A 19,024-nucleotide genomic window follows, 5' to 3' on the forward strand; every position below is an offset into this window, starting at 1 on the left:
CAACGGCGGTCCCGCCGTCGCCGGCCGGCACCGCCGGGCACCTCGGGCCGCGCCGGCTGACCACCGCGCCGCCGCCGCGGAGCTTTCATCTGGTGGACGCTGCGCGGGTCCCCGTCGTCGGCGACGCCGTCGCCGGTAGCGTCAGCGGGCATGACGGTCGTGCACCCGATCACCCGGGCCTGGATCACCACTGGCGGCACCGGCGCGCAGAACTACGACGAGTTCGCGGACGACGCGGAGATCACCGCGATCATCGAGGCGAACCCGCACAGTGCCCTCGGCATCGAAATGCCGCACCGGGCCCCGGAGAGCGCGGGGAAGTCCTTCCTCGACGCCCTGCCGGACGCGGTGGCCCGCCTCGCCGAGGCCAAGGCCGACGGCAGCTACACCCCCGCCGAGCAGGTGGTGGTGCTCTACCGGATCAGCGCCCCGGGCGAGCCACCGGCGTACGGGCTGTTCGCGATGGTGGACACCGACCAGATCTCCACCCGGGCCGACGAGCCGGGCCTGGTCATCCGTAACGAGGACGTGTTCATCGCCAAGGTGCGCGAGCGGGTGGCGCTCGCCGAGGCGCTCGGTCACCTGCTCTCACCCGTACTCCTGCTACAGACCGGGTGCGGCGACGAGCTGCACGCCGCGCTCGCGGCGGCGACCGACGCGGGCGGGGCGCCCGCCGCGACGGACACCGACCAGGCGGGGCGCACGCACGCCATCTGGCTGCTCGGCCCCGGCCCGGAGCAGGACGCGCTGACCGCCCTCGCGGGTGGCGGTGAGCTGGTCGTCGCCGACGGCAACCACCGCAGCCTGGCCGCCCAGACCGGTGGGCTGCCGCGCTTCCTGGCCGTGGTGACCACCCCCGCGTCGGTGGCCATCCAGCCGTACAACCGGCTGGTCAGCGAGCTGACCACCACACCGGACGAGCTGTTGGACCGGTTGCGCGCGGCGGGCGCCGAGGTCGAGCCGATCGACGGCCCGGTCGAGGTTCCGGCCACCGGCGGCGCCGTCCACCTCCGGCTGGCCGGCCAGGGGTACGCGGTGCGCCTGCCCGCCAGCGCCGCCGGCCGCCTGGAGAACCTGGACCACGCCCTGGTCGAGCGGCTGCTGCTGCGTGACGCGCTGGGCCTGGACCCGGGCGACAAGCGGATCACCTACGTCGGTGGGGACTACCCGGCGAGCTGGCTCACCGGTGAGGTCGACGCCGGGCGGGCCGAACTGGCCATCCTGATCGCGCCGGTGACCGTGGAGGACTTCGTCGCGGTGAACCTGGCCCGGGAGAAGATGCCCCGCAAGAGCACCTGGTTCACCCCGAAGGCGCGTGGCGGCCTGGTGGTCGCCGAACTGCCCCGCTGAATGGCCGCCGACCCGACCGTGTGACGAACCCGGCTCTCCGACGCCGCCCCCGCGACGTCGGAGAGCGCGGCCTGAGAGACTGCCCGGTATGCGCGTCTACCTGGGATCCGATCACGCCGGTTTCGAGTTGAAGGTGCACCTGGCCAACCACCTGGCCAAGCAGGGGTACGACGTCGTCGACGTCGGCCCGCACAGCTACGACCCGGACGACGACTACCCGACGTTCTGCCTGCACACCGGCGACCGTGTGGTGGCCGACGGGACCGGCCTCGGTGTGGTCATCGGTGGCTCCGGCAACGGTGAGCAGATCGCCGCGAACAAGGTGGCCGGGGTCCGTGCCGCGCTGGCCTGGAACGTCGAGACCGCCCAGTTGGCCCGCCAGCACAACGACGCGAACGTGGTCGCGGTCGGCGCCCGTCAGCACACCCTGGACGAGGCCACCGGCATTGTCGAGGCGTTTCTGAACACGCCGTTCTCCGGCAACGACCGGCACGCCCGGCGGATCACCCAGGTGGCCGAGTACGAGCAGACCCGGCAGCTGCCCGACCTGCCCTGACCCGGCGGGGGCGGTTCAGCGCGGCGAGCGGGGCAGGTCCTCGCGGGGCACCCAGTTGCGCCGGACGACCACCACCCGGGCTTCCGCGGCGGCCAGGTCGTCGTCGGTGGGGCGTGCCGCGTCCCGGGCCCGGAGTGCTGCGCTCAGCCCCACCTGGGACGAGCCGGAACCGACGAGCCCGCGCAGCCCGCGCTCGCCGTCGCGTTCGTCACCGCCCTGACCCCGACGGCGGGGCTGCGGCGGCTCGTCACCGTCGTGCACTCCCGCCGTGCTGGCCGTCGAGTCGTCGGCGCCCCGTCCGCCCGGGTCGGGGTCGGAATGGTGGCGTAGCCGTCGCCGTCGTCGGTCCGGGTCACCCATCAGCCGACCGTACCCTGCCCGGGTCGGATCCGGCGCTGTCGGACGGGGTGGGCGGGGAGGTTGGCCGCCTGGCTACCCTCGGATTCAGGCGGTGGTGGTGCCGTCGGTCAGGGGGAGGACGAGATGGCAGACCAGACGCAGCCGTGGGCGGAGCGGACCGTGGAGGTGCCACCGCAGGCCGGCGTCGGGGTGCCGCCGCAGCGCGACGGTTTCCGGCGGGGGGTTGCCCCGGTGGGTCAGCGGCGCACGCCGCGCACCGAACCGTTCCCGGTGGTCGAGCAGGAGCCCACCGGCGCCGGCTACCCGGACGAGCCGGCGCCGCGCCGTCCGTTGAGCTGGCACCTGGCGCAGCTGCGTCGTGGCGGTGAGTGGAGCACGGCGGCCGGTCTGTTCGCGTTCGTGTGCTGGGGGATCTGGGCGCTCTCCGGTGGCGGTGACCTGTCCGGCCCGCTGCTGGTGCTCGTGCTGAGCCTGCTGGTGGCGGTCGGCCTGTTCGCGCTGTCCCGGCTGGTCGGCCGGGTGGTGCTGGAGCGGCAGTTGGGGCGGGTCCGACGCAGCGCGCGCGGTGCGCACCTGGCGACGGCCGTCTTCCTCGTCGGCCTGGGCGTGGCCTGGTTGCAGCAGACCGAGTGGGTCGTCTCGGCCTGGAACTGGATCTCCTCGAACTGATCGCGAGGCGCGCACGGGCGGGTCGGCTCGGGGCCGCCCGCCCGTGCACCCGGTCGTCTCCCCACCAGGCAGGGCCGCTGCTTACCCGGCCGCACGGTTCATCCGTGGCCGGCCGGTTCGTGTGCGCGTCAGTGGTTGCCGCCGTGCCCCTCCGCGTCGCCCGCGGCGAGACGACCCGGGCGGCCGGGTCCTCGACGCCGGGCTCGCCGCCGTCCGGGGCGACCATCCCGTCGTAGTTGTACAGCGGGCCGCCGTCGTCGTGCTGCTTGGTGGTCTTGATGTAGCGGTGCATCATGCCGTCGATCTCCACCTCGACGAGGGCGTCGTCGCCGACGTCGAGGGTGCTGCCGTCACGAGGTCCGCCGATGAGGTGTGCCGTTGTCGTCGTGTCCATACCGAAGCCCTACCCAGCTGCCACCGATCGGAAACGGGTGAAATGTCGGCATAGCTGCCGGAGGGCCTTGGCGGCGTGGCCGGCCCGGTGGCGGTGCCGCGCCCCGGGCAGGACGCGGCACGCCGGGCGTCAGCCGGTGGCAGACTGGCTGGCGGCGTAGTCGCGGGCCACCCGGACCAGCTCGACGAGGCCGCCCGCGTACTCCTGGGACTCGGCGTGCGCCTCGTCGAACGGCGGCTGGAAGCCGACGCCCTCCCACTGGCCGGTGGCCGGATTCCACCGGTCGTTGCCGACCTCGAAGTCCCAGGCGAAGATGCCCAGCTCGTAGTAGAGCTGGTCGGCGGAGTTACCGGCGGCGGAGTAGAGCACGTCGGCGACCGGCCCGGTCTGCGACGGCCAGGTGACGGTGTCCCGCTCCTGCGCGATGGCGCCGACGATCCGCCGGGCGCTGTTCAGGAACAGCGTCGACTCGTCGATCGACGGCCGGGGCAGGGTGATCCGCCCGTCGGCCCGGTACGCCCCCGGCGGCCACATGAAGTACCCGCCGTAGGAGTGCACGTTCATCGCGAACTTGATGTTCGGATGGGCCTGCGCCAGCGCGATCACGTTGCGGCTCTCCGCCTCGGACAGCTCCGAGGTGCCCGCGTAGGTGCCGGAGAGACAGTTGGCGCTGGCACCCACGTAGCCATCGAAGTAGGACCCGACGGTGTAGTTGCGGTTGACGTCGACACCCCACGAGGTACGGTTGCGCGGGTCCGGCGGCCCGGTGCAGTGGTTGACCAGGTTCTTGCGCTGCATGTTGAAGTCGTTGAACGAGTAGTTCGCCCCGTCCGGGTTGACCGTCGGGATGACGAACACGTCGACCTGCTCCAGCAGCTGACGGGTGGCCGGGTCGGTGCGGGCGTTGGCCAGCATCCGCTCGGCGAACTCCAGCGTCACCAGCGGCGTGGCCCACTCCCGGGCGTGTTCCTGGGAGTACGCGAGCACGCCCACCCGGGAGCCGTCGCGGTGCACACCGAGGCGCAGCGCCTGCACCGTCCACGGCCGCGCCGGCACCTCGGTGCCCTGGAGGCCGTCGTCGAGCCGGGCCGGCCCGGCGACCGGCATCGGCAGGCCGGCCGAGCCGTCCTCGACGGTGGCCCGGAACCGCTTCGCCTGCCGGGCGTTGATGGCCGCCGCGACGTCGTCGGTGGTGCTCACCGTCTTGCCGGCGGCGTCGGTGGCCAGCGTCACGGTGAGGACGCGGTCGCGGTAGCCGACGGTCAGCGGCCGGTTGGGTCGGCCCGGGTCGACCGTGCGCACCTGCACGCCGTTCATGCCCTGGTCGCCGAAGCTCACCGACTCGACCACCACGGCGGCGGCCGCCGGATCGCCCAGGTACGCGACGGCGGTGCGCCGGTACCCCTGCGTCCGGTTCGGCAGGTCGATCACGTCCACCAGGTCCCGGTACTGGCGGGCCAGCCGCTTGATCCGCGCCTGGACGTCCACCGGCGTCAGGTACGCGTCGATGAAGTCCTTCTGGTAGCCGGCGGGCAGCGGCGGCGGGGTGGCGTTCGGCCAGAGCGCCGGCGTGACCGCCCGACTGACCCCGCCGAGGCTGGACGTGGCGGTCAGCTGGACCGGCCGGCTCGGCACCGGCTGGGGGAGCGCGTAGTGGTACTGGTACTCGCCGGAGTCCTCGAACCGGGACAGCGGGAACGAGCCGGTGGCGCCGTCGGCGGTCCGCCAGCTCACGGTGATCTCGACGTCCGGGTCGTCGGTGGCGGTGGTTGCCACCTGCGCCTGCAGGAACGTCTGCCCACTTGTGGTCCACCAGTACGCCTGCTGCACCTGGAGCGTGTCGACCGCCGCGGCGGTGGCCGTCCGCTGCCCGGCGCCCGATGCGCGCAGCCCGGCTGCGGTACGGGCCTGTGCCGCGCGGACGCTCTCGGCGTGGTGCCGACTGCCGTCCCCGGCACGCTGCACGATCTGCACGGCTGTCGCGCCCTGCGCGGTCAGGTCGGCGAGTTGGGCGCCGGTCAGCACCAGGTCGGCGAGGATCCGGCCGTCCCGTGCTCGGGGTCGGTTGGCCAGGTCGGCGCCGGCGGCGACGAGCCGGTCGAGCTGGGCCTGATCGCGCAGCTGCACCCGGACCAGGGCGGTCTCGGTGGCGGTCAAGGTGATCGGTGTGGCCGGGGCGGGTGCCGCCGCTCCGGAGCCGGGATGGGACAGCACCGCGCTGATCAGGATCACTGTGGTGGCGGCAGCTGTCCACCGTCGTCGGACGATCATGTGCCCTCCTGTGACGGACGTCGATGTGCTTGGTCCTTACACCAGTGCATAGATCGACATCTGTCAAGGCATACGGTCGGTGGGCAGCACGGCCGGCGTGTTTTCCCGGGGCGTGGCAGAGCGCACCCGGGGTTCTACTCGACGTACGCCAGCTGCACGAGGGTGGTACGACGGCCACGACGCACCAGCCGCCCCCGCCCGGGTGGCTGGACGGACAGATGGGCCTGCGGCCAGAGCTGGCCCTCCTGCCGCTCGCCGGAGAGCAGCAGACCGGCGCAGCCGACCTCCTTCATGCGCTGCGGCACCGGCTCGTGGACGGCCCGGCCGGCGCCGCCGCTGCGCCGGGCCAGCACCAGGTGGAAGCCGAGGTCCTTCGACTGCGGCAGGAACTCCAGGAACGGCGCCAACGGCCCGGCGCCGCCACCGGGCAGCAGGTCGTAGTCGTCGCAGAGCACGACGATCTCCGGCCCCTTCCACCACGAACGGTTCCGGAGCTGGTCGACGGTCAGGCTGTCCGGAGGCAACCTCTTGCGGACCTCGGCGGCGACGCCCTGCACCAGGCCCTGGGCGGCGGTGGCGGTCCCGGCGTACGCGCCGAGATACGCGTCGGGCACCGCGTCCAGCATGGTGCGCCGCAGATCGATGACGGCGAAGACCACCTGGTCGTCCGTGAACTGCGAGGTCAGGTCCCGGACCAGCAGACGAAGCAGGGACGTCTTACCGCTGGCCGAGTCGCCGAAGACGAGCAGGTGCGGATCGGCGCCGAAGAGATCCAGCATGGTCGGCCGCAACTCCGCCTCGTCGAGCCCGAGCCGGACCCGCCCGTCGGCGCGGAGCCCCGCGGACACCTCCTCGTACCCGATCATGGTGGGTAGCATCCGGATGGCCGGGGCCGACGGCCCGGTCCAGGCCGTGGCCACCCGGGACACCAGGTCGTCCAGCCCCTTCGACAGGGTGCCCACGTCGTCGCTGCCGTCTATCCGGGGCAGCGCGATGTGCGCGGTCAGGGCGTCCTGGGTCAGGCAGCGACCCGGGGTGTCGGCGCGCAGGTTCTCGGCGGCCTGCCGCTTGATCGTGGAGTCCAGCGGGTCGTTCAACCGGAACTCGATCTTCGAGCCGATCACCGCCTGAAGCTGCATCCGCAGGTCCGACCATCGACCGGCGGTCAACACCAGGTGTACGGCGTAGCCGAGCCCTCGCGCGCCGATGTCCTGCACGAGATCGGCGAGATCCTCGAACTCCGACTTGAGCACCGGGTAGTTGTCGATCACCAGCACCACGTCGGCGGCGGGCAACTCGGGCAGCCGACCCTCCCGGTGCATCCGCCGCATCGTGTCGATGGAGTCGATGCCGTGGGCGGCGAAGAGCTCCTCCCGTTCGGCCATCAGCATGCTGACCTCGGTCACCGTCCGGCGGATCCGGTCCCGGTCCAGCCGCCCGGCCACCCCGCCGACGTGCGGCAGCCCGGCCAACGCGTTCAGCGCCCCGCCACCCACATCGACGCAGTAGAACGCGATGTCCTGCGGAGTGTGGGTCAGCGCGGCGCCGGCCACCAGGCTGCGCAGCAACGTCGACTTGCCGGTCTGCGGTGCGCCGAGGATGCACACGTGCCCGCCGCCGCCGGAGATGTCCAGCACGAACGGCTCCTGCTTCTGCTCCGTGGGCCGGTCGAGCAGGCCGAGCGGGATCTGCAGCCGTCCGCGCCGTTCCACCGGGGCCACCAGGCCGTACGCCGGATCGGTCTCCAACGGGCCGACGACGGCGTCCAGTGGCAGCGCGGCCGGTAGCGGCGGCAACCAGATCCGGTGCGCCTGCCGCCCGTGCTCGCGCAGCCGGTCGACCACCACGTCCAGGGTGCTCGGCGCCGTGACGCTCTCGTCTGCCTCCGCCGACGACTCGTCGGTCGTCAAGGGTTTCGGCAGGTGCCGGGCCACGTTGTACATCAGGAACATCATCGGCACGGGTGCGGCGTCCACCACCTCCTCGCCGGCCGGCGGCCGGTACGTGCCGGACACGTACGCCGCCTTGAACCGTTCGAAGACCGTGGTGTCGACCTTCAGGTAGCCCGAACCGGGCAGCGGCGGCAGCCGGTACGCGTCGGGCACCCCCAGCACGGTGCGGCTCTCCTGCTCGTTGAAGGTGCGCAACCCCAGCCGGTACGACAGGAACGACTCCAGGCCGCGCAGCCGGCCCTCCTCCAGTCGCTGCGAGGCGAGCATCTGGTGGATTCCGATCGACCGGCCGATCCGGCCGATCGCGATGAACAACTCGATGAAGTCCGGTTTGGCGGTCAGCAGCTCGCTGAACTCGTCGATGATCACCATCAGGTTGGGCAGCGGAGGCAGCGGCCGGCCGGCGTCGCGCCGCCGGTTGTACTCGGTGATGTTGGCCAACTGGCCGGCGTCGAGCAGGATCTGCTGGCGGCGCTTCATCTCCCCCTGGATCGCGTCGTGCAGCCGGTCCACCAGCCCGGCGTCGTCGGAGAGGTTCGAGATCATCGCCGAGGTGTGCGGCAGGTGTTCCAGCCCGGCGAAGGTGGCGCCGCCCTTGTAGTCGACCAGGACCAGGCTCAGCCGTTCGGGCGGGTGGGTCATCGCGAGGGTGAGCACCAGCGTCCGCAGGACCTCGGACTTGCCGGAGCCGGTCGCTCCGACGCAGAGCCCGTGCGGGCCCATGCCGCCCAATGCGGCCTCCTTGAAGTCCAGGTGCACGGGGTTGCCGTCCGGGCCCACCCCGAACGGCACCGTGAGGAAGTCCGGCAGCACCCGGGGCGCCCACAGCGAGCGCACGTCGTAGCTCGCCTCGTCGACGATGCCGAGCAGGCCACGCAGGTCGACGGTCGCCTCCAGCGGGGCGTCGTCCACCGTGTCGGCCACCAGCCGCAGCGGCGAGACCCGCCGGGCCAGCAGCTCCATCTCCGTCAGGTCGAGCCGGTCGACCGTGCCGGCGGGCGCGCCGCGCAGCCGTTCGCGCTGGGCCAGGATCGCCTGTGCCCGACTGTCGGTGACCTTTCGCAGGTCCTGCACGGTGACCCGGTCGTCCTCGCAGAGCACCCGTACGTCGACATGGGACGGTTCGTGCTGCCGGTCGTCGACCAGCACCACCACCGCCATGCCCAGGTCGTCGGGGCTGAGACCGGCTTCGAGGTGGCCGAGCGGGTCAGCGCGCCCCGCCGAGATCTGGTCGACCACGACGACCAGCCGGCTGCCCCGGAACCGGTGCTGCGGGTCGCCCAGTCGCCGGGCCCGGCTGACCTCACCGACCCGCCGGGACAGCTCCGCGGTCAGCAGCGACGCCAGCGCCATCGGTTCGGCGGCCACGAGCCGTTGCGGGGCCGGGCCGTCGTACTCACTCGGGTGCAGGCAGTGCGGGAGCCACTTGAGCCAGTCGAACTCCAGCCCGGCGGTGCCACCGAGCAGCCAGGCGAGGCGTACGTCGTCCGGGGCGTGCAGGGTGGCGAGCTGCGCCACCAGCACCCGGATCAGGTTGCGGGTGGCGGCCGGGCTGCCGACCACCGAGACCACGCCGGTGACCGGCACCGCGACCGGCATGCCGTCGAGCAGCCGATCCCGGTCGACCACCAGCCGTGCGGCGGCCAGGGTCACCGGGTCCAGATCGACCAGCGGGTTGTTCTCGTCCGCCTGGAGGGTCACCCGGCGCCAGAGGCGATCCTGCCCGTGCCCGACCCGCAGCACCAGGAAATCCGGGTCGGTCAGCCGCCGCTCCCACCGCCGGTGCGGGTCACGGAGCAGGTCCGGCAGCACCTCCGGGGCGGGGTGCCGGTGCTGGGCCGCGGCCCGCTGGGTGACCGCGTCCGCCCGGATCTGGTCGCGTACCCGGTCGATGTACTCCAGGTACCGCTGCCGTTGCCGGGCGAAGCGTCGAGCCGCGCCGGTGCGCTGGGTGACATACGCGGCGATCCCCCCGAACACCGTGGCGACCAGCATGCCGAGCCCGGCGATCATCATGATCGGGTTCTGGTTGGCCATCATCATGAGCAACATGCCGGCACCGCCCATGATCGGGAGGAAGATCTGCATGACGCCCGCGAAACCGCCGCCACCGTCGGTCATCGCCGGTGGCGAGACCACGTCGAGCGCGGTCGGCTCCGGCTCCGGTGGCGGGACCCGGGCCGGTCGGTGGATCACCCGCTGCGTCATCGCGACCCCTTCCGGGCCGGACCGATCGGTGCCTCGGCCGGGTTACCGGTAGTGCTCCGACTGCCTACAGTAGTACCGGTCCACACACTGAGCCGACCGTGCGGGGACGGAGGGTCATGGCAACCCGATTCACCCGGGTGACCGTGGTGGCCGGCGGGCGGAGCCTCGACATCAGCCTGCCCGCGGCCCGACCGGTGCTGGAGTTCGTTCCGCAGATGTGCGAGCTGCTCTCGCTCGCGCCCGAGGCCGCCGGCCGCTGGAAGCTGTCCACAGTGACCGGCGGCGGGCTGGATCACCGCCGGTCGCTGGACGAGGCCGGGATCATCGACGCCGAGACGCTCTACCTGACCCCACCCGAGCAGGCGCCCCTGCCACCACTCGTCGACGACGTGGTGGACGAGGTCCAGACCACACTGGACGGCGACGGCAGCGAGTGGCGCGACACCGCCCGGATGACGGGCAGCGCCGCGCTGGCCGGCGTCGTGGTGCTGATCCTCACGTACGCGCTCACCACCATGCCGGTGCCGGTGGCGGTGGCCCCTGCCGCGCTGTTCACGGTGGCCGCCCTGGCGGTGCTGGCCGGTCGTGTGCGCGGCGGGCCCGGCGGCACGCTGCTGATCGCCGCGACCGTGCCGGCCTGGCTGGTCGCCGGCGTTCTGCTGGCCCGGGCCATCGGTTGGCCGGAGTCGGCCTGGTTCACCGCCGGCGCCCTGGGCGCCGGGGTCGGTGCCGCCCTGTTCGCCCTGGCGGGCGAGCGATGGTACGGCGTCGCGGCCGGCGGGCTCGCGGTGACGGTTCTCGGCGGGCTCGGCACCGCGCTGCTCGCCGCCGGGCTCGACCCGCAGCAGGCGGCGGCGGTGGGCTCGGTCGTGGTCGTCTTCGCGGTGGGGCTGGCGCCGCAGCTCGCGCTCAGCTCGGCCGGCCTCGTCGATCTGCTGCGGCGGCAGGAGGAGAGCCAGTGGGTCGGCCGGCAACTGGTCACCGCGGCGGTCCGCCGTGGTCAGTCCGTGCTGTCCGGTGTCGTGGTCGGCGTCGCGCTGGCTGCCACCGCCGCCTGCGTGGTGCTGCTGACCGGGCCGCCCGGCGTCGGCGTGGTGCTCGGCGGGGTGCTGGGGCTGGTGTTCGCGCTGCGGTCGCGGGTCTTCACGCGTACCGGTCAGGTGTTGCCCATGCTCGTGCCGCCGGTGACGACGGCTACCGTGGCGGTGCTCGGCGGCGTTCGCCTCACCGGCGCCGATGAGATGGTGACGGCCTGGTTGACCGTGGCCGGCGCCCTGGTGGTGGCGGCGGTGGTGCTCTGGGCCGGCGGTTCCCGGCTGGACGACGTCGGTGCCGCCCGGATGCGGCAGCTCTTCGACCTGGCCGAGGTGCTCGCGGTGGTCAGCCTCGCGCCACTGGTGATCGCGATCTTCGGTGGTTTCGACTGGGCGGCCGGCTGACCCGGGGGGGGGGCGACCGCAGGCGCTGATCAGCCGATCAGCGCGACCGGGACTGTGCGGGCAGGACCGCCGCGGCCGGCTCCGGCGGGTCCGCCAGCACTGCCGATCCGACGAGGAAGGCACGTGTGCCGTCCGGCGCGGGTTGCGTGGCAGCGGCCGGGCCCAGCCCCCGTTTCTGGCGTTGCTCGGCGAGCAACCCGCCGATACTGGTGATCGCCCAGACCGCGACCAGCAACAGGGCGCCGACGACCAGGCTCGCGATCACGGTCGCGTACGGGCGGCGCAGATCGCGTGGGCCGCGCCGTGACCCGTGCAGGAGCGCGGCCTTGGCGGTGGCGGTGCGCAGCGTGTGCGCCTCGACCACCACCCTGTCCCGGCTGTCAGCCACGGTCGCGCCTGCGCCGGCCGTCAGTCATGGTCGTCGCCCCGCTCCGCTTCCCCGGCGGCTGCCACGTCGGCCTGATCGGCTGGTTTGATGCTCTGCGCCACCGCGACGATCACCTCGGTGAGGACCTGCTCCATCTCGGGGTGTGGTGTTGCGGCGCTCAGCACGGCCGTCCAGGTGGTGCCGGGCAACGGCAGGAACAGCTGCAACACCGTCGAACGCACCCGGGTCAGGCCGCCCGGCGGCACCGTGGAGGCGATGTCGCGGTGCAGCACGCCCGGCCCGAGCGGGGTATCGACCTCCTCAGCCGTGCCGGTGCGCGGCAGTGTCTGCCGGATCAGGGCGAGGCCGGCCGGCTGGGGCGCGGAGTCGAACCAGCCCAGGTGCAGCCCCGCGCTGCCGACCGCACCGGTGGACATCCGACCCAGTTGCACCAGGCTCAGTGAGGCGCCGGCACGTTGGCAGTCGGCGACGAGCTGCTCGACGAACTGGAGAACCGCCCGTCGTTCGGCGGCGCGCAGCCGCTGGCCGAAGAACCGGTCGTCGACCATCCGGGCGGCGCTGCGCTGCCACGATTCCGGATGGGTGTCGAGCAGCGCCCAGTCCGAGGGAATCCCGATGAACCACGCGAAATCGGGATGCGGGGCATGAGGATTGAGTTTCAGATCATGGGCGGGTAGCGGATCGAGCATCGAGACGTCGCTCACGCAGCACCCCTACGATTCGGTCGGGCGCAGCGCGGCCGCGGTCTGGTTGTCGAAGTCGGCGACCATCTTGCCGATCGCGCTGGAGAGCCCGCCCCACTCGCCGATGTTGTTCATCAACTCGAGAAGGCTGGTCTTCCACTCGTCACGGAAATCAGAGATCGCGCCCTGGATATCGGCATGATCACCGGTGAGGCCGGCACAGTCGGCCACCCCGCGATGGTCCGTTTCCAACTGATCAGCGAGGGTGGTCAGATTTCCGCCTAGGCTCACCAGCGTCGCGTAAGGATACTGAACGTACGTCATCCCGCCTCCCCGTCGTCAGTCAGTAAGGCTAACAACCAACGTCTATACGGGAGAACCCGATGACCGACTACCGACATATCGGCCGGACGATGGTGCGAGCCCTCGACCCCCGCATCACCGCGCGGGTGCGGGCCGAGCGGGAGCGCCTGGAGATCCTCTCCGCCCGGCTCCGTCCGGGGACGATCGCCGTGGTCGGACCGGGCTCGGGCACCGGCCGCTCCACCGTGGCAGCCCTGGTGACCTCGGCGTTGGCGCGGCACCAGGGCGGCGGGGTGCTCGCCGTGGACACCGGCCGCGGCGGCGGCCTGCACGCCCGGCTGGCGACCCGGCCCGCCGGGTCCACCGAGGCGGTGTTAACCGGTCTCGGCCTGCGGGGCGCCACCGCCGGCCGCCGTCCCGCGGTGGGTCAGCGGTGGCTGCGGGAGCACCTCGCGCTGGCCGAGCGGGCAATGCTGCTGGCCGGTCCCCCCGGTGGCGCCGGGTCACCGGTCACGGCAGCCGAGTACGGCACCGTCTCGGCCACCCTCAGCCGCTGGTTTCCCGTGCGGGTCGTCGACACCCCGCCACTGACCGGCGATCCGGTCGTACCGGCGGTGCTCACCCGGGCCGACCGGGTGGTGCTCGTGGCGCCGAGCGACGATCGTGGCCTCCGCTGGCTGGCCGACTGTCGGTTGTGGATCGTTCCGCTGCTGCGCGAGCCGTTCGAGCGGGTCGGTGTGCAGGTGCTGGTCCATCGGGACGCGCAACCGCCCGCTGCCGCCGCTCGGCTGTCGCCGGGCGAATCCGGTGACGTTCCGACTTTCGTGCTGCCGTTCGACCCGGCGCTGCGGGCCGCCGGCGCGCTGCGGTGGGCGGATCTTTCCGCCCGCACCGAGGAGATAATTCTCGACATTGCCGCGCAGATTGTGCGAGATATGCGACTCAGGTAACGCTCAATGGCCGTGGCGCGTCTATGTTCGAATGACTGTGGGTCGAGTTCACGGGAGGGGCTTCGGATGGGTGCGAAGTTTTCGATCACCGACAATGCGGTCAATCAACACTCGTCAAACCTGGACACTTCGGTCGCCGCCTTGAACAGTCAGGCGCGGTCGTTCATCAGCGCGATCGAGCCGCTGCCGGCGGTGTGGAAGGGTGCGGCGTTCCAGAGTTGGGACCAGCTGACCCAGCGGTGGAACACGGCGATGGCCGACCTGAACAAGGCATTGACGGACATCACGAGCCGAGTTGGTTCGGCGGGGCAGCTCTACGACACCTACCACTCGGAGCAGACCAGCCAGTTGCAGTCGACCATGGGGTCGGCCAACTGGGATGGCGCGAAGTTCCGCGGCTGACGGGGAGGTTACGGGGATCATGGGTGACGTCTTCAGTTACGACGAGTCGACCGCTGGGTCGGCGCAGGGCGACATCGCTTCGGTCGCCAACGGGGTCCAGGCGAGCCTCGACGATCTGACCAACTTCGTCACCCGGGTGAAGGCCAACTGGGAAGGCGACGAGATGGAGATCTACAACGGTATCCAGATGCAGTGGAACACTGCCGCGGACACCGTGAAGCAGATCCTCGACTCGGTCAAGCAGGCCCTGGGTCAGACCACGACGTCCGTGCAGGAGATGCGCGGTCAGGTACGGGGGACTCTGCAGGGCTGATCCGTCCGGCGTGGCGGCGTCCGGGCGTCGATCGACGTCCGGACGCGTCGTGGCGGCAGGTGGTGCCGGGCGGGGCGGCGTACGAGCGACCGTCCCCGCGCCGGGGCTCAGTGGGTGGTTGCGGGCTTGTAGGCGTGGACACGGGGAAGGTCCGGGCGGGATGGCTGAGTTTCCGGCGCATCTGTTCAGGATGGAAGGCGACCCGTCGGCGATCCGGTCGTCGGCGGGGAAGTGGCAGGATTTCGGCTCGGCGGCGACTCAGGCCGCGGGTCAGATCACCGGTCTGGACACTGGTCAGTTCGTCGGACCTGAGGGTGATCTGTTCCGGGAGGGGCTGAACGCGCAGATGCCGGGGCATCTGCGGATCACCGGTGACGCGTTCGGCAAGGTGTCGACCGGGTTGACGACGTTCGCGGACTCGCTGTCGTCGTTGCAGGATCGGATGCGCCCGTTGGCGCAGCGTGCTCCCGGTCTGTGGGCGGCGTTGCAGAGCGCGCGGGGGCGGGCGGACCGCGCCGAGCAGGCGGACCGGCGCCACGAGCAGGAAGTGGCCGACCGGCCGCCGGATCAGGCGCCGGCCGAGCCGGACACGTACCGCTCCGACAGTGGCGCGGCCGGTGCCGCGTTGTCGCAGGCTCAGCGGGACTGGGACGAGTGCGTGGCTCAGGCCGGCACCCTGCGGGGTGAGTTGTCCACGGCGGTGCGCGACTGCGTACGGGTGGTCAACGACGCCAAGGGCCTGCGCTTCAAGGAGAACCCGAAGTGGTGGGACCTGAAGGGTCAGTTCACCAACTTTGTGCGAGACAACCAGGAGTTGCTGCAGAAGCTCTCCGGCGCGCTGAAGATCGTGTCCCTGGTGGCCGGTCTTCTCTCCTTCATTCCCGTGCTCGCCCCCATCATGGGCCCGATCGCCATCGCGGCCGGCGCCGCCGCCCTGCTCATCGACGCGTCGCTCTACGCCGCGACCGGCAAGGGCAGTCTCACCAACCTGTTGATCGATACGGTGCTCACGGTCGTACCCATCGGTCGACTGGCCAAGCTGGGCAAACCAGCCATGGCCCTCGCCAAGCGCGGCCTGCCGGCTCTCGCCAGGGGCCTCGGCAAGGCGCGATCGGCGATCCCGAACATGCCTCGCCCGAGCATTCCCATGGGATTGCGCAGGTGTGCGGGTGACCCGATAGACGTGGCCAGTGGCGAGGTGGTGCTCACCCAGATCGACGCCGAACTGCCCGGTCTGCTCCCGCTCGTCCTGAGCCGTAGTCACCTGTCCTCCTACCGGGTGGGCCGGTGGTTTGGGCCGTCCTGGACGTCCACCCTCGACCAGCGCGTCGAGGTCGACGACGACGGAATCTGCTTCGTCGCCGAGGACGGGACGGTCCTCACCTACCCGACCCCTCCGGCCGCCGGGGCGGTCATGCCGGAGACGGGGCCGCGCTGGCCGGTCACCTCGACGGTCGACGGATACCGGGTCGACCAGCCCGAGACCGGTCGCGCCCTGCACTTCCAGACGGTGCCCGACCATCCCGAGCCGGAGGGCGAGGGTCAGCCCGTCCGGGTGCTGCCCCTGGCTGCCGTCACCGACCGCAACGGGCACCGGATCGACCTGGCATGGCAGGACGGGGCGGTCACGGAGATCCAGCACAGTGGGGGATACCGACTCGCGGTGGACACCCTGCACGGCCGGGTGATGGCACTGAGCCTGCTCGACGCGGAGCCCTCCGGTGACGCCCGGACCCTCGTGCGGTTCGCCTACGACGAGGAGGGTCACCTCGCCGAGGTGGTCAATGGTTCGGGGCTTCCGCTGCGGTTCGGGTATGACGGCGACGGCCGGCTGACCCACTGGCAGGACCGCAACGAGCAGGAGTACCGCTACACCTACGACGAGCAGGGACGCTGCGTGGCCGCCACCGGCTCCGGCGGTTTCCTGTCCGCGCGGTTGCACTACGACCCGGCGGCCCGGACGACCGCTGTGGACGACTCGCTCGGGCACACCACTCTCTACGAGCTGACCGACCGTGGCCAGACCCAACGGGTCACCGACCCGCTGGGCAACGTCACGGCCTTCACCTGGGATCGTTTCGACCGAAAGCTGACCGAGACCGATGCCCTCGGGCGGACCACTCGTTGGTCCTACGATGACGACGGCAACCTGGTCGAGGTCACCCGCCCGGACGGCAGCCGGGTGTCCGCGTCGTACAACGATCTGCGTCAGCCCGTCGTGGTCACCGACGTCGACGGCGCGGTCTGGCGGCGCGAGTTCGACGAGCGCGGCAACCTGACCATGGTCACCGACCCGATCGGCGCCGCGACCCGCTACCGGTACGACGAGGCCGGTCACCTCACCGAGGTGACCGACGCCCTCGACAACACCCTGCTGGTGACCACCGATCCGACCGGGCTGATCAGCCAGGTCACCGAGCCCACCGGGGCGGTGACGAGTTATCGGCGAGACTCGGCCGGACGAGTTTCCGAGCTGACCGATCCGCTCGGCGGCACCACTCACCTCGGTTGGACCGCCGAGGGGCGGCTTGCCTGGCGGCGTACCCCGGACGGTGCGAGCGAGGAGTGGACCTACGACCCGGAGGGCAACCTGGTCACCCACGCCGACCAGACCGGGGCGACCATCGAGTTCGAGATCGGGCCGTTCGACCTGCCGGTGGCACGTACCGAGCCGGACGGCGCGCGGCTGTCCTTCGCCTACGACACCGAGTTGCGGCTCACCACGGTCACCAACCCGCAGGGCCTGGCCTGGCGCTACGACTACGACCCGGCCGGGCGGCTGATCGCCGAGACCGACTTCAACGGCCGGACCCAGACCTACACGCACGACGCCGCCGGCCAACTGGTGGCCCGCACCAACGGCGCCGGGCAGGCCACCGAGCTGGTTTGGGACGTGCTGGGCAACGTCGTGGAGAAGCGGACCGCCGAGGGCGTCACCGCCTTCGGGTACGACCCGGTCGGCCGTCTGCTGCGGGCCAGCTCGCCAGATGTCGATCTCCGGATCGACCGGGACCCGCTGGGCCGGGTGCTCGCCGAGATCCGCGACGGTCAGTCGGTCACCTCGTCCTACGACGTGCTCGGCCGGCGGACGCACCGGCGTACCCCCTCAGGGGTGCACAGCGTGTGGGAGTACGACGCCGGCCACCGACCGTCGGCCCTGCTCACCGGGGGCGCGACGGTGAGCTTCACCCATGACGCGGCCGGCCGGGAGACCCGGCGGGCCGTCGGCGGTCTCGCTCTCACCCAGAGCTGGGACGCCAATCACCGGCTGCTCGCCCAGATCCTCACCGTCAGTCCCACGGACCCGGCCGCGGTGCCGGATCTGATCGCCCACCGGGCCTACCGGTACCGCGCCGACGGCTACCTGACCGACATCGCCGACCAGCTCACCGGCGGGCGCCGACTCGAGTTGGACCGGGCCGGCCGGATCACCGCCGTGCAGGCCGACGACTGGACCGAGCGGTACGCCTATGACGAAGCCGGCAACGTGGCCAGCGCCGCCTGGCCCGGGTCGGATGATGGCGGCGCGGCCCGGGGTGAGCGGAAGTACACCGGCACCCTGGTCCGGCGGGCCGGAGACGTGCGGTACGAGTACGACGCGGCCGGTCGGATGACGCTGCGGCAGCGCAAGGAGCGCTCGACCAAGCCGTCGACATGGCGGTACTCGTGGGACAGCGAGGACCGGCTGATGGCCGTCAGCACACCCGACGGCACCCGCTGGCGCTACCGGTACGACGCGCTCGGCCGCCGGGTCGCCAAGCAGCGCCTGGACGCCGACGGCGGGGTGGTCGAGCAGGTCGAATTCGCCTGGGACGGTCCGCGGCTGATCGAACAGACCCGTCGAAGCGGTGACGGTGACCGGAGCAGCACCTGGGAGTACGCCCCCGACACGTTCACGCCGATCAGCCAGACCGACGGGCTGTCGCGTCAGGACGAGGTGGACCGCCGCTTCTACGCGATCGTGACCGACCTGGTCGGTACGCCCACCGAGCTGGTCAGCCCGGACGGCGAGGTCGTCTGGCAGCAACGCACCACCATCTGGGGAGTCCCGACCCATGTCAGCGCCGCGGGGGTGGACTGTCCACTGCGCTTCCCGGGCCAGATCCACGATCCGGAGACCGGCGCCTCGTACAACTATCACCGCTACTACGACCCGGACACCGCCCGCTACGCCTCCACCGACCCGCTCGGCCAGCAGGCGGCACCCGATCCGCACGCGTACGTGCGCAATCCGACCGACGAGATCGATCCCTTCGGGTTGGCCCCCTGCAAACCACTCGCGAAGTTCGCGAAATGGATCAATGGCGGCAACAACTTCATCCGGATCGGCCGGATCATCCCGGGAACACCGGTCCGGGTGTCCCTGGGGCCCGCGCCCAAGCACTTCAAGAAGTTGGGCTCGTTGGGCAAGGCCCTGTCGCCCGTCCACCTGCACCTCGAGTTGCGCAAGGTCGGCATTGACCTGAATTGGCTCGGTAAGTCCTATTACAAGAGTTGGTAGCTGATGGCTCAGAGGATGGGTAGCGAGATCGACCTCGTGATGGCGAGGCTGGGGGAGCGTGGCTTCGACGTCAACGTCGAAGCTGAGGATGAGCTGCGCACGTACCGCGTCTCGGGGACTTCCTTCCACCTGCGGGTGGGCGTAGGTGTGAAAGGGATCCTGCTCGACTTCGTCGTCGACCGGGACGGGGAGTCGCCCGAGCTTCGACACAGTATCGACACCGATCTGTATGACGTGTCCGATCCCCGTCAGCGATGGTTCGCGGACGAGATCGAACGCGACATC

15 protein-coding genes are annotated in these 19,024 nt (G+C 71.5%); 9 read left to right on the forward strand and 6 right to left on the reverse strand.

Annotation, left to right across the window (positions count from 1 at the left end; translation table 11 throughout):
- Window positions 1–150 precede the first annotated feature (150 nt).
- Both JNW91_RS20340 and JNW91_RS20345 read left to right on the forward strand, forming a co-directional pair.
- Window positions 151–1,350, forward strand: coding sequence for a DUF1015 family protein (locus JNW91_RS20340; protein ID WP_203177104.1), 1,200 nt, complete (start codon window positions 151–153; stop codon window positions 1,348–1,350).
- A gap of 88 nt (window positions 1,351–1,438) precedes the next feature.
- Entirely contained in the window at window positions 1,439–1,906 is a 468-nt protein-coding gene (locus JNW91_RS20345) for a ribose-5-phosphate isomerase (protein WP_203177105.1), read from the forward strand.
- Between the two features lie 15 nt (window positions 1,907–1,921).
- Here the strand turns inward: JNW91_RS20345 and JNW91_RS20350 are convergent, their stop codons facing one another.
- Window positions 1,922–2,266 carry a hypothetical protein gene (locus tag JNW91_RS20350; protein WP_203177106.1) on the reverse strand — a complete coding sequence of 115 codons (345 nt, stop codon included), beginning with the start codon at window positions 2,264–2,266 and terminating at the stop codon, window positions 1,922–1,924.
- Window positions 2,267–2,389: 123 nt separating this feature from the next.
- Between JNW91_RS20350 and JNW91_RS20355 the strand changes: the two genes are divergently transcribed.
- Window positions 2,390–2,935: a hypothetical protein gene (locus JNW91_RS20355; protein WP_203177107.1), complete on the forward strand. Its 546-nt coding sequence runs from the start codon at window positions 2,390–2,392 to the stop codon at window positions 2,933–2,935.
- A gap of 523 nt (window positions 2,936–3,458) precedes the next feature.
- Here the strand turns inward: JNW91_RS20355 and JNW91_RS20360 are convergent.
- Window positions 3,459–5,600, reverse strand: coding sequence for a M14 family zinc carboxypeptidase (locus JNW91_RS20360; protein ID WP_203177108.1), 2,142 nt, complete (start codon window positions 5,598–5,600; stop codon window positions 3,459–3,461).
- 134 nt (window positions 5,601–5,734) lie between these two features.
- On the reverse strand, window positions 5,735–9,760 hold the full coding sequence (eccCa, locus tag JNW91_RS20365) for a type VII secretion protein EccCa (RefSeq protein WP_203177109.1): 4,026 nt from the start codon (window positions 9,758–9,760) through the stop codon (window positions 5,735–5,737).
- 116 nt (window positions 9,761–9,876) lie between these two features.
- Between eccCa and eccD the strand changes: the two genes are divergently transcribed.
- Entirely contained in the window at window positions 9,877–11,199 is a 1,323-nt protein-coding gene (gene eccD, locus JNW91_RS20370; RefSeq protein ID WP_203177110.1) for a type VII secretion integral membrane protein EccD, read from the forward strand.
- 37 nt (window positions 11,200–11,236) lie between these two features.
- On the opposite strand, the gene JNW91_RS20375 is transcribed toward eccD, so the two are convergent.
- Genes JNW91_RS20375 through JNW91_RS20385 form a run of 3 tightly spaced genes read right to left on the reverse strand, consistent with a single transcriptional unit; the run spans window position 11,237 to window position 12,594 of the window.
- On the reverse strand, window positions 11,237–11,587 hold the full coding sequence (locus tag JNW91_RS20375; RefSeq protein WP_203177111.1) for a hypothetical protein: 351 nt from the start codon (window positions 11,585–11,587) through the stop codon (window positions 11,237–11,239).
- A gap of 20 nt (window positions 11,588–11,607) precedes the next feature.
- The gene (locus JNW91_RS20380) at window positions 11,608–12,291 is read right to left on the reverse strand and encodes a hypothetical protein (protein WP_203177112.1); all 684 of its coding nucleotides are present in this window, start codon (window positions 12,289–12,291) and stop codon (window positions 11,608–11,610) included.
- Window positions 12,292–12,300: 9 nt separating this feature from the next.
- A complete protein-coding gene (locus JNW91_RS20385; protein WP_203177113.1) occupies window positions 12,301–12,594 on the reverse strand; it encodes a hypothetical protein in 294 nt (97 codons plus the stop codon).
- A 59-nt stretch (window positions 12,595–12,653) separates the two neighbouring features.
- Between JNW91_RS20385 and JNW91_RS20390 the strand changes: the two genes are divergently transcribed.
- The 5 genes from JNW91_RS20390 to JNW91_RS20410 all read left to right on the forward strand — a co-directional run.
- On the forward strand, window positions 12,654–13,523 hold the full coding sequence (locus tag JNW91_RS20390; RefSeq protein WP_203177114.1) for a hypothetical protein: 870 nt from the start codon (window positions 12,654–12,656) through the stop codon (window positions 13,521–13,523).
- Between the two features lie 66 nt (window positions 13,524–13,589).
- Complete coding sequence (locus JNW91_RS20395) at window positions 13,590–13,925, forward strand: WXG100 family type VII secretion target (protein WP_167517510.1); 336 nt, start codon at window positions 13,590–13,592, stop codon at window positions 13,923–13,925.
- 19 nt (window positions 13,926–13,944) lie between these two features.
- Window positions 13,945–14,238 (forward strand): WXG100 family type VII secretion target, encoded by a 294-nt coding sequence (locus JNW91_RS20400; protein WP_203177115.1) that lies wholly within the window; start codon window positions 13,945–13,947, stop codon window positions 14,236–14,238.
- A 160-nt stretch (window positions 14,239–14,398) separates the two neighbouring features.
- Entirely contained in the window at window positions 14,399–18,739 is a 4,341-nt protein-coding gene (locus JNW91_RS20405) for a DUF6531 domain-containing protein (protein WP_203177116.1), read from the forward strand.
- 15 nt (window positions 18,740–18,754) lie between these two features.
- On the forward strand, window positions 18,755–19,024 hold a 270-nt coding region (locus tag JNW91_RS20410), incomplete at its 3' end, for a hypothetical protein (RefSeq protein ID WP_203177117.1).

Source organism: Micromonospora parastrephiae (assembly GCF_016802865.1).
In the GTDB taxonomy this organism is placed as follows: Bacteria; Actinomycetota; Actinomycetes; order Mycobacteriales; family Micromonosporaceae; genus Micromonospora; species Micromonospora parastrephiae.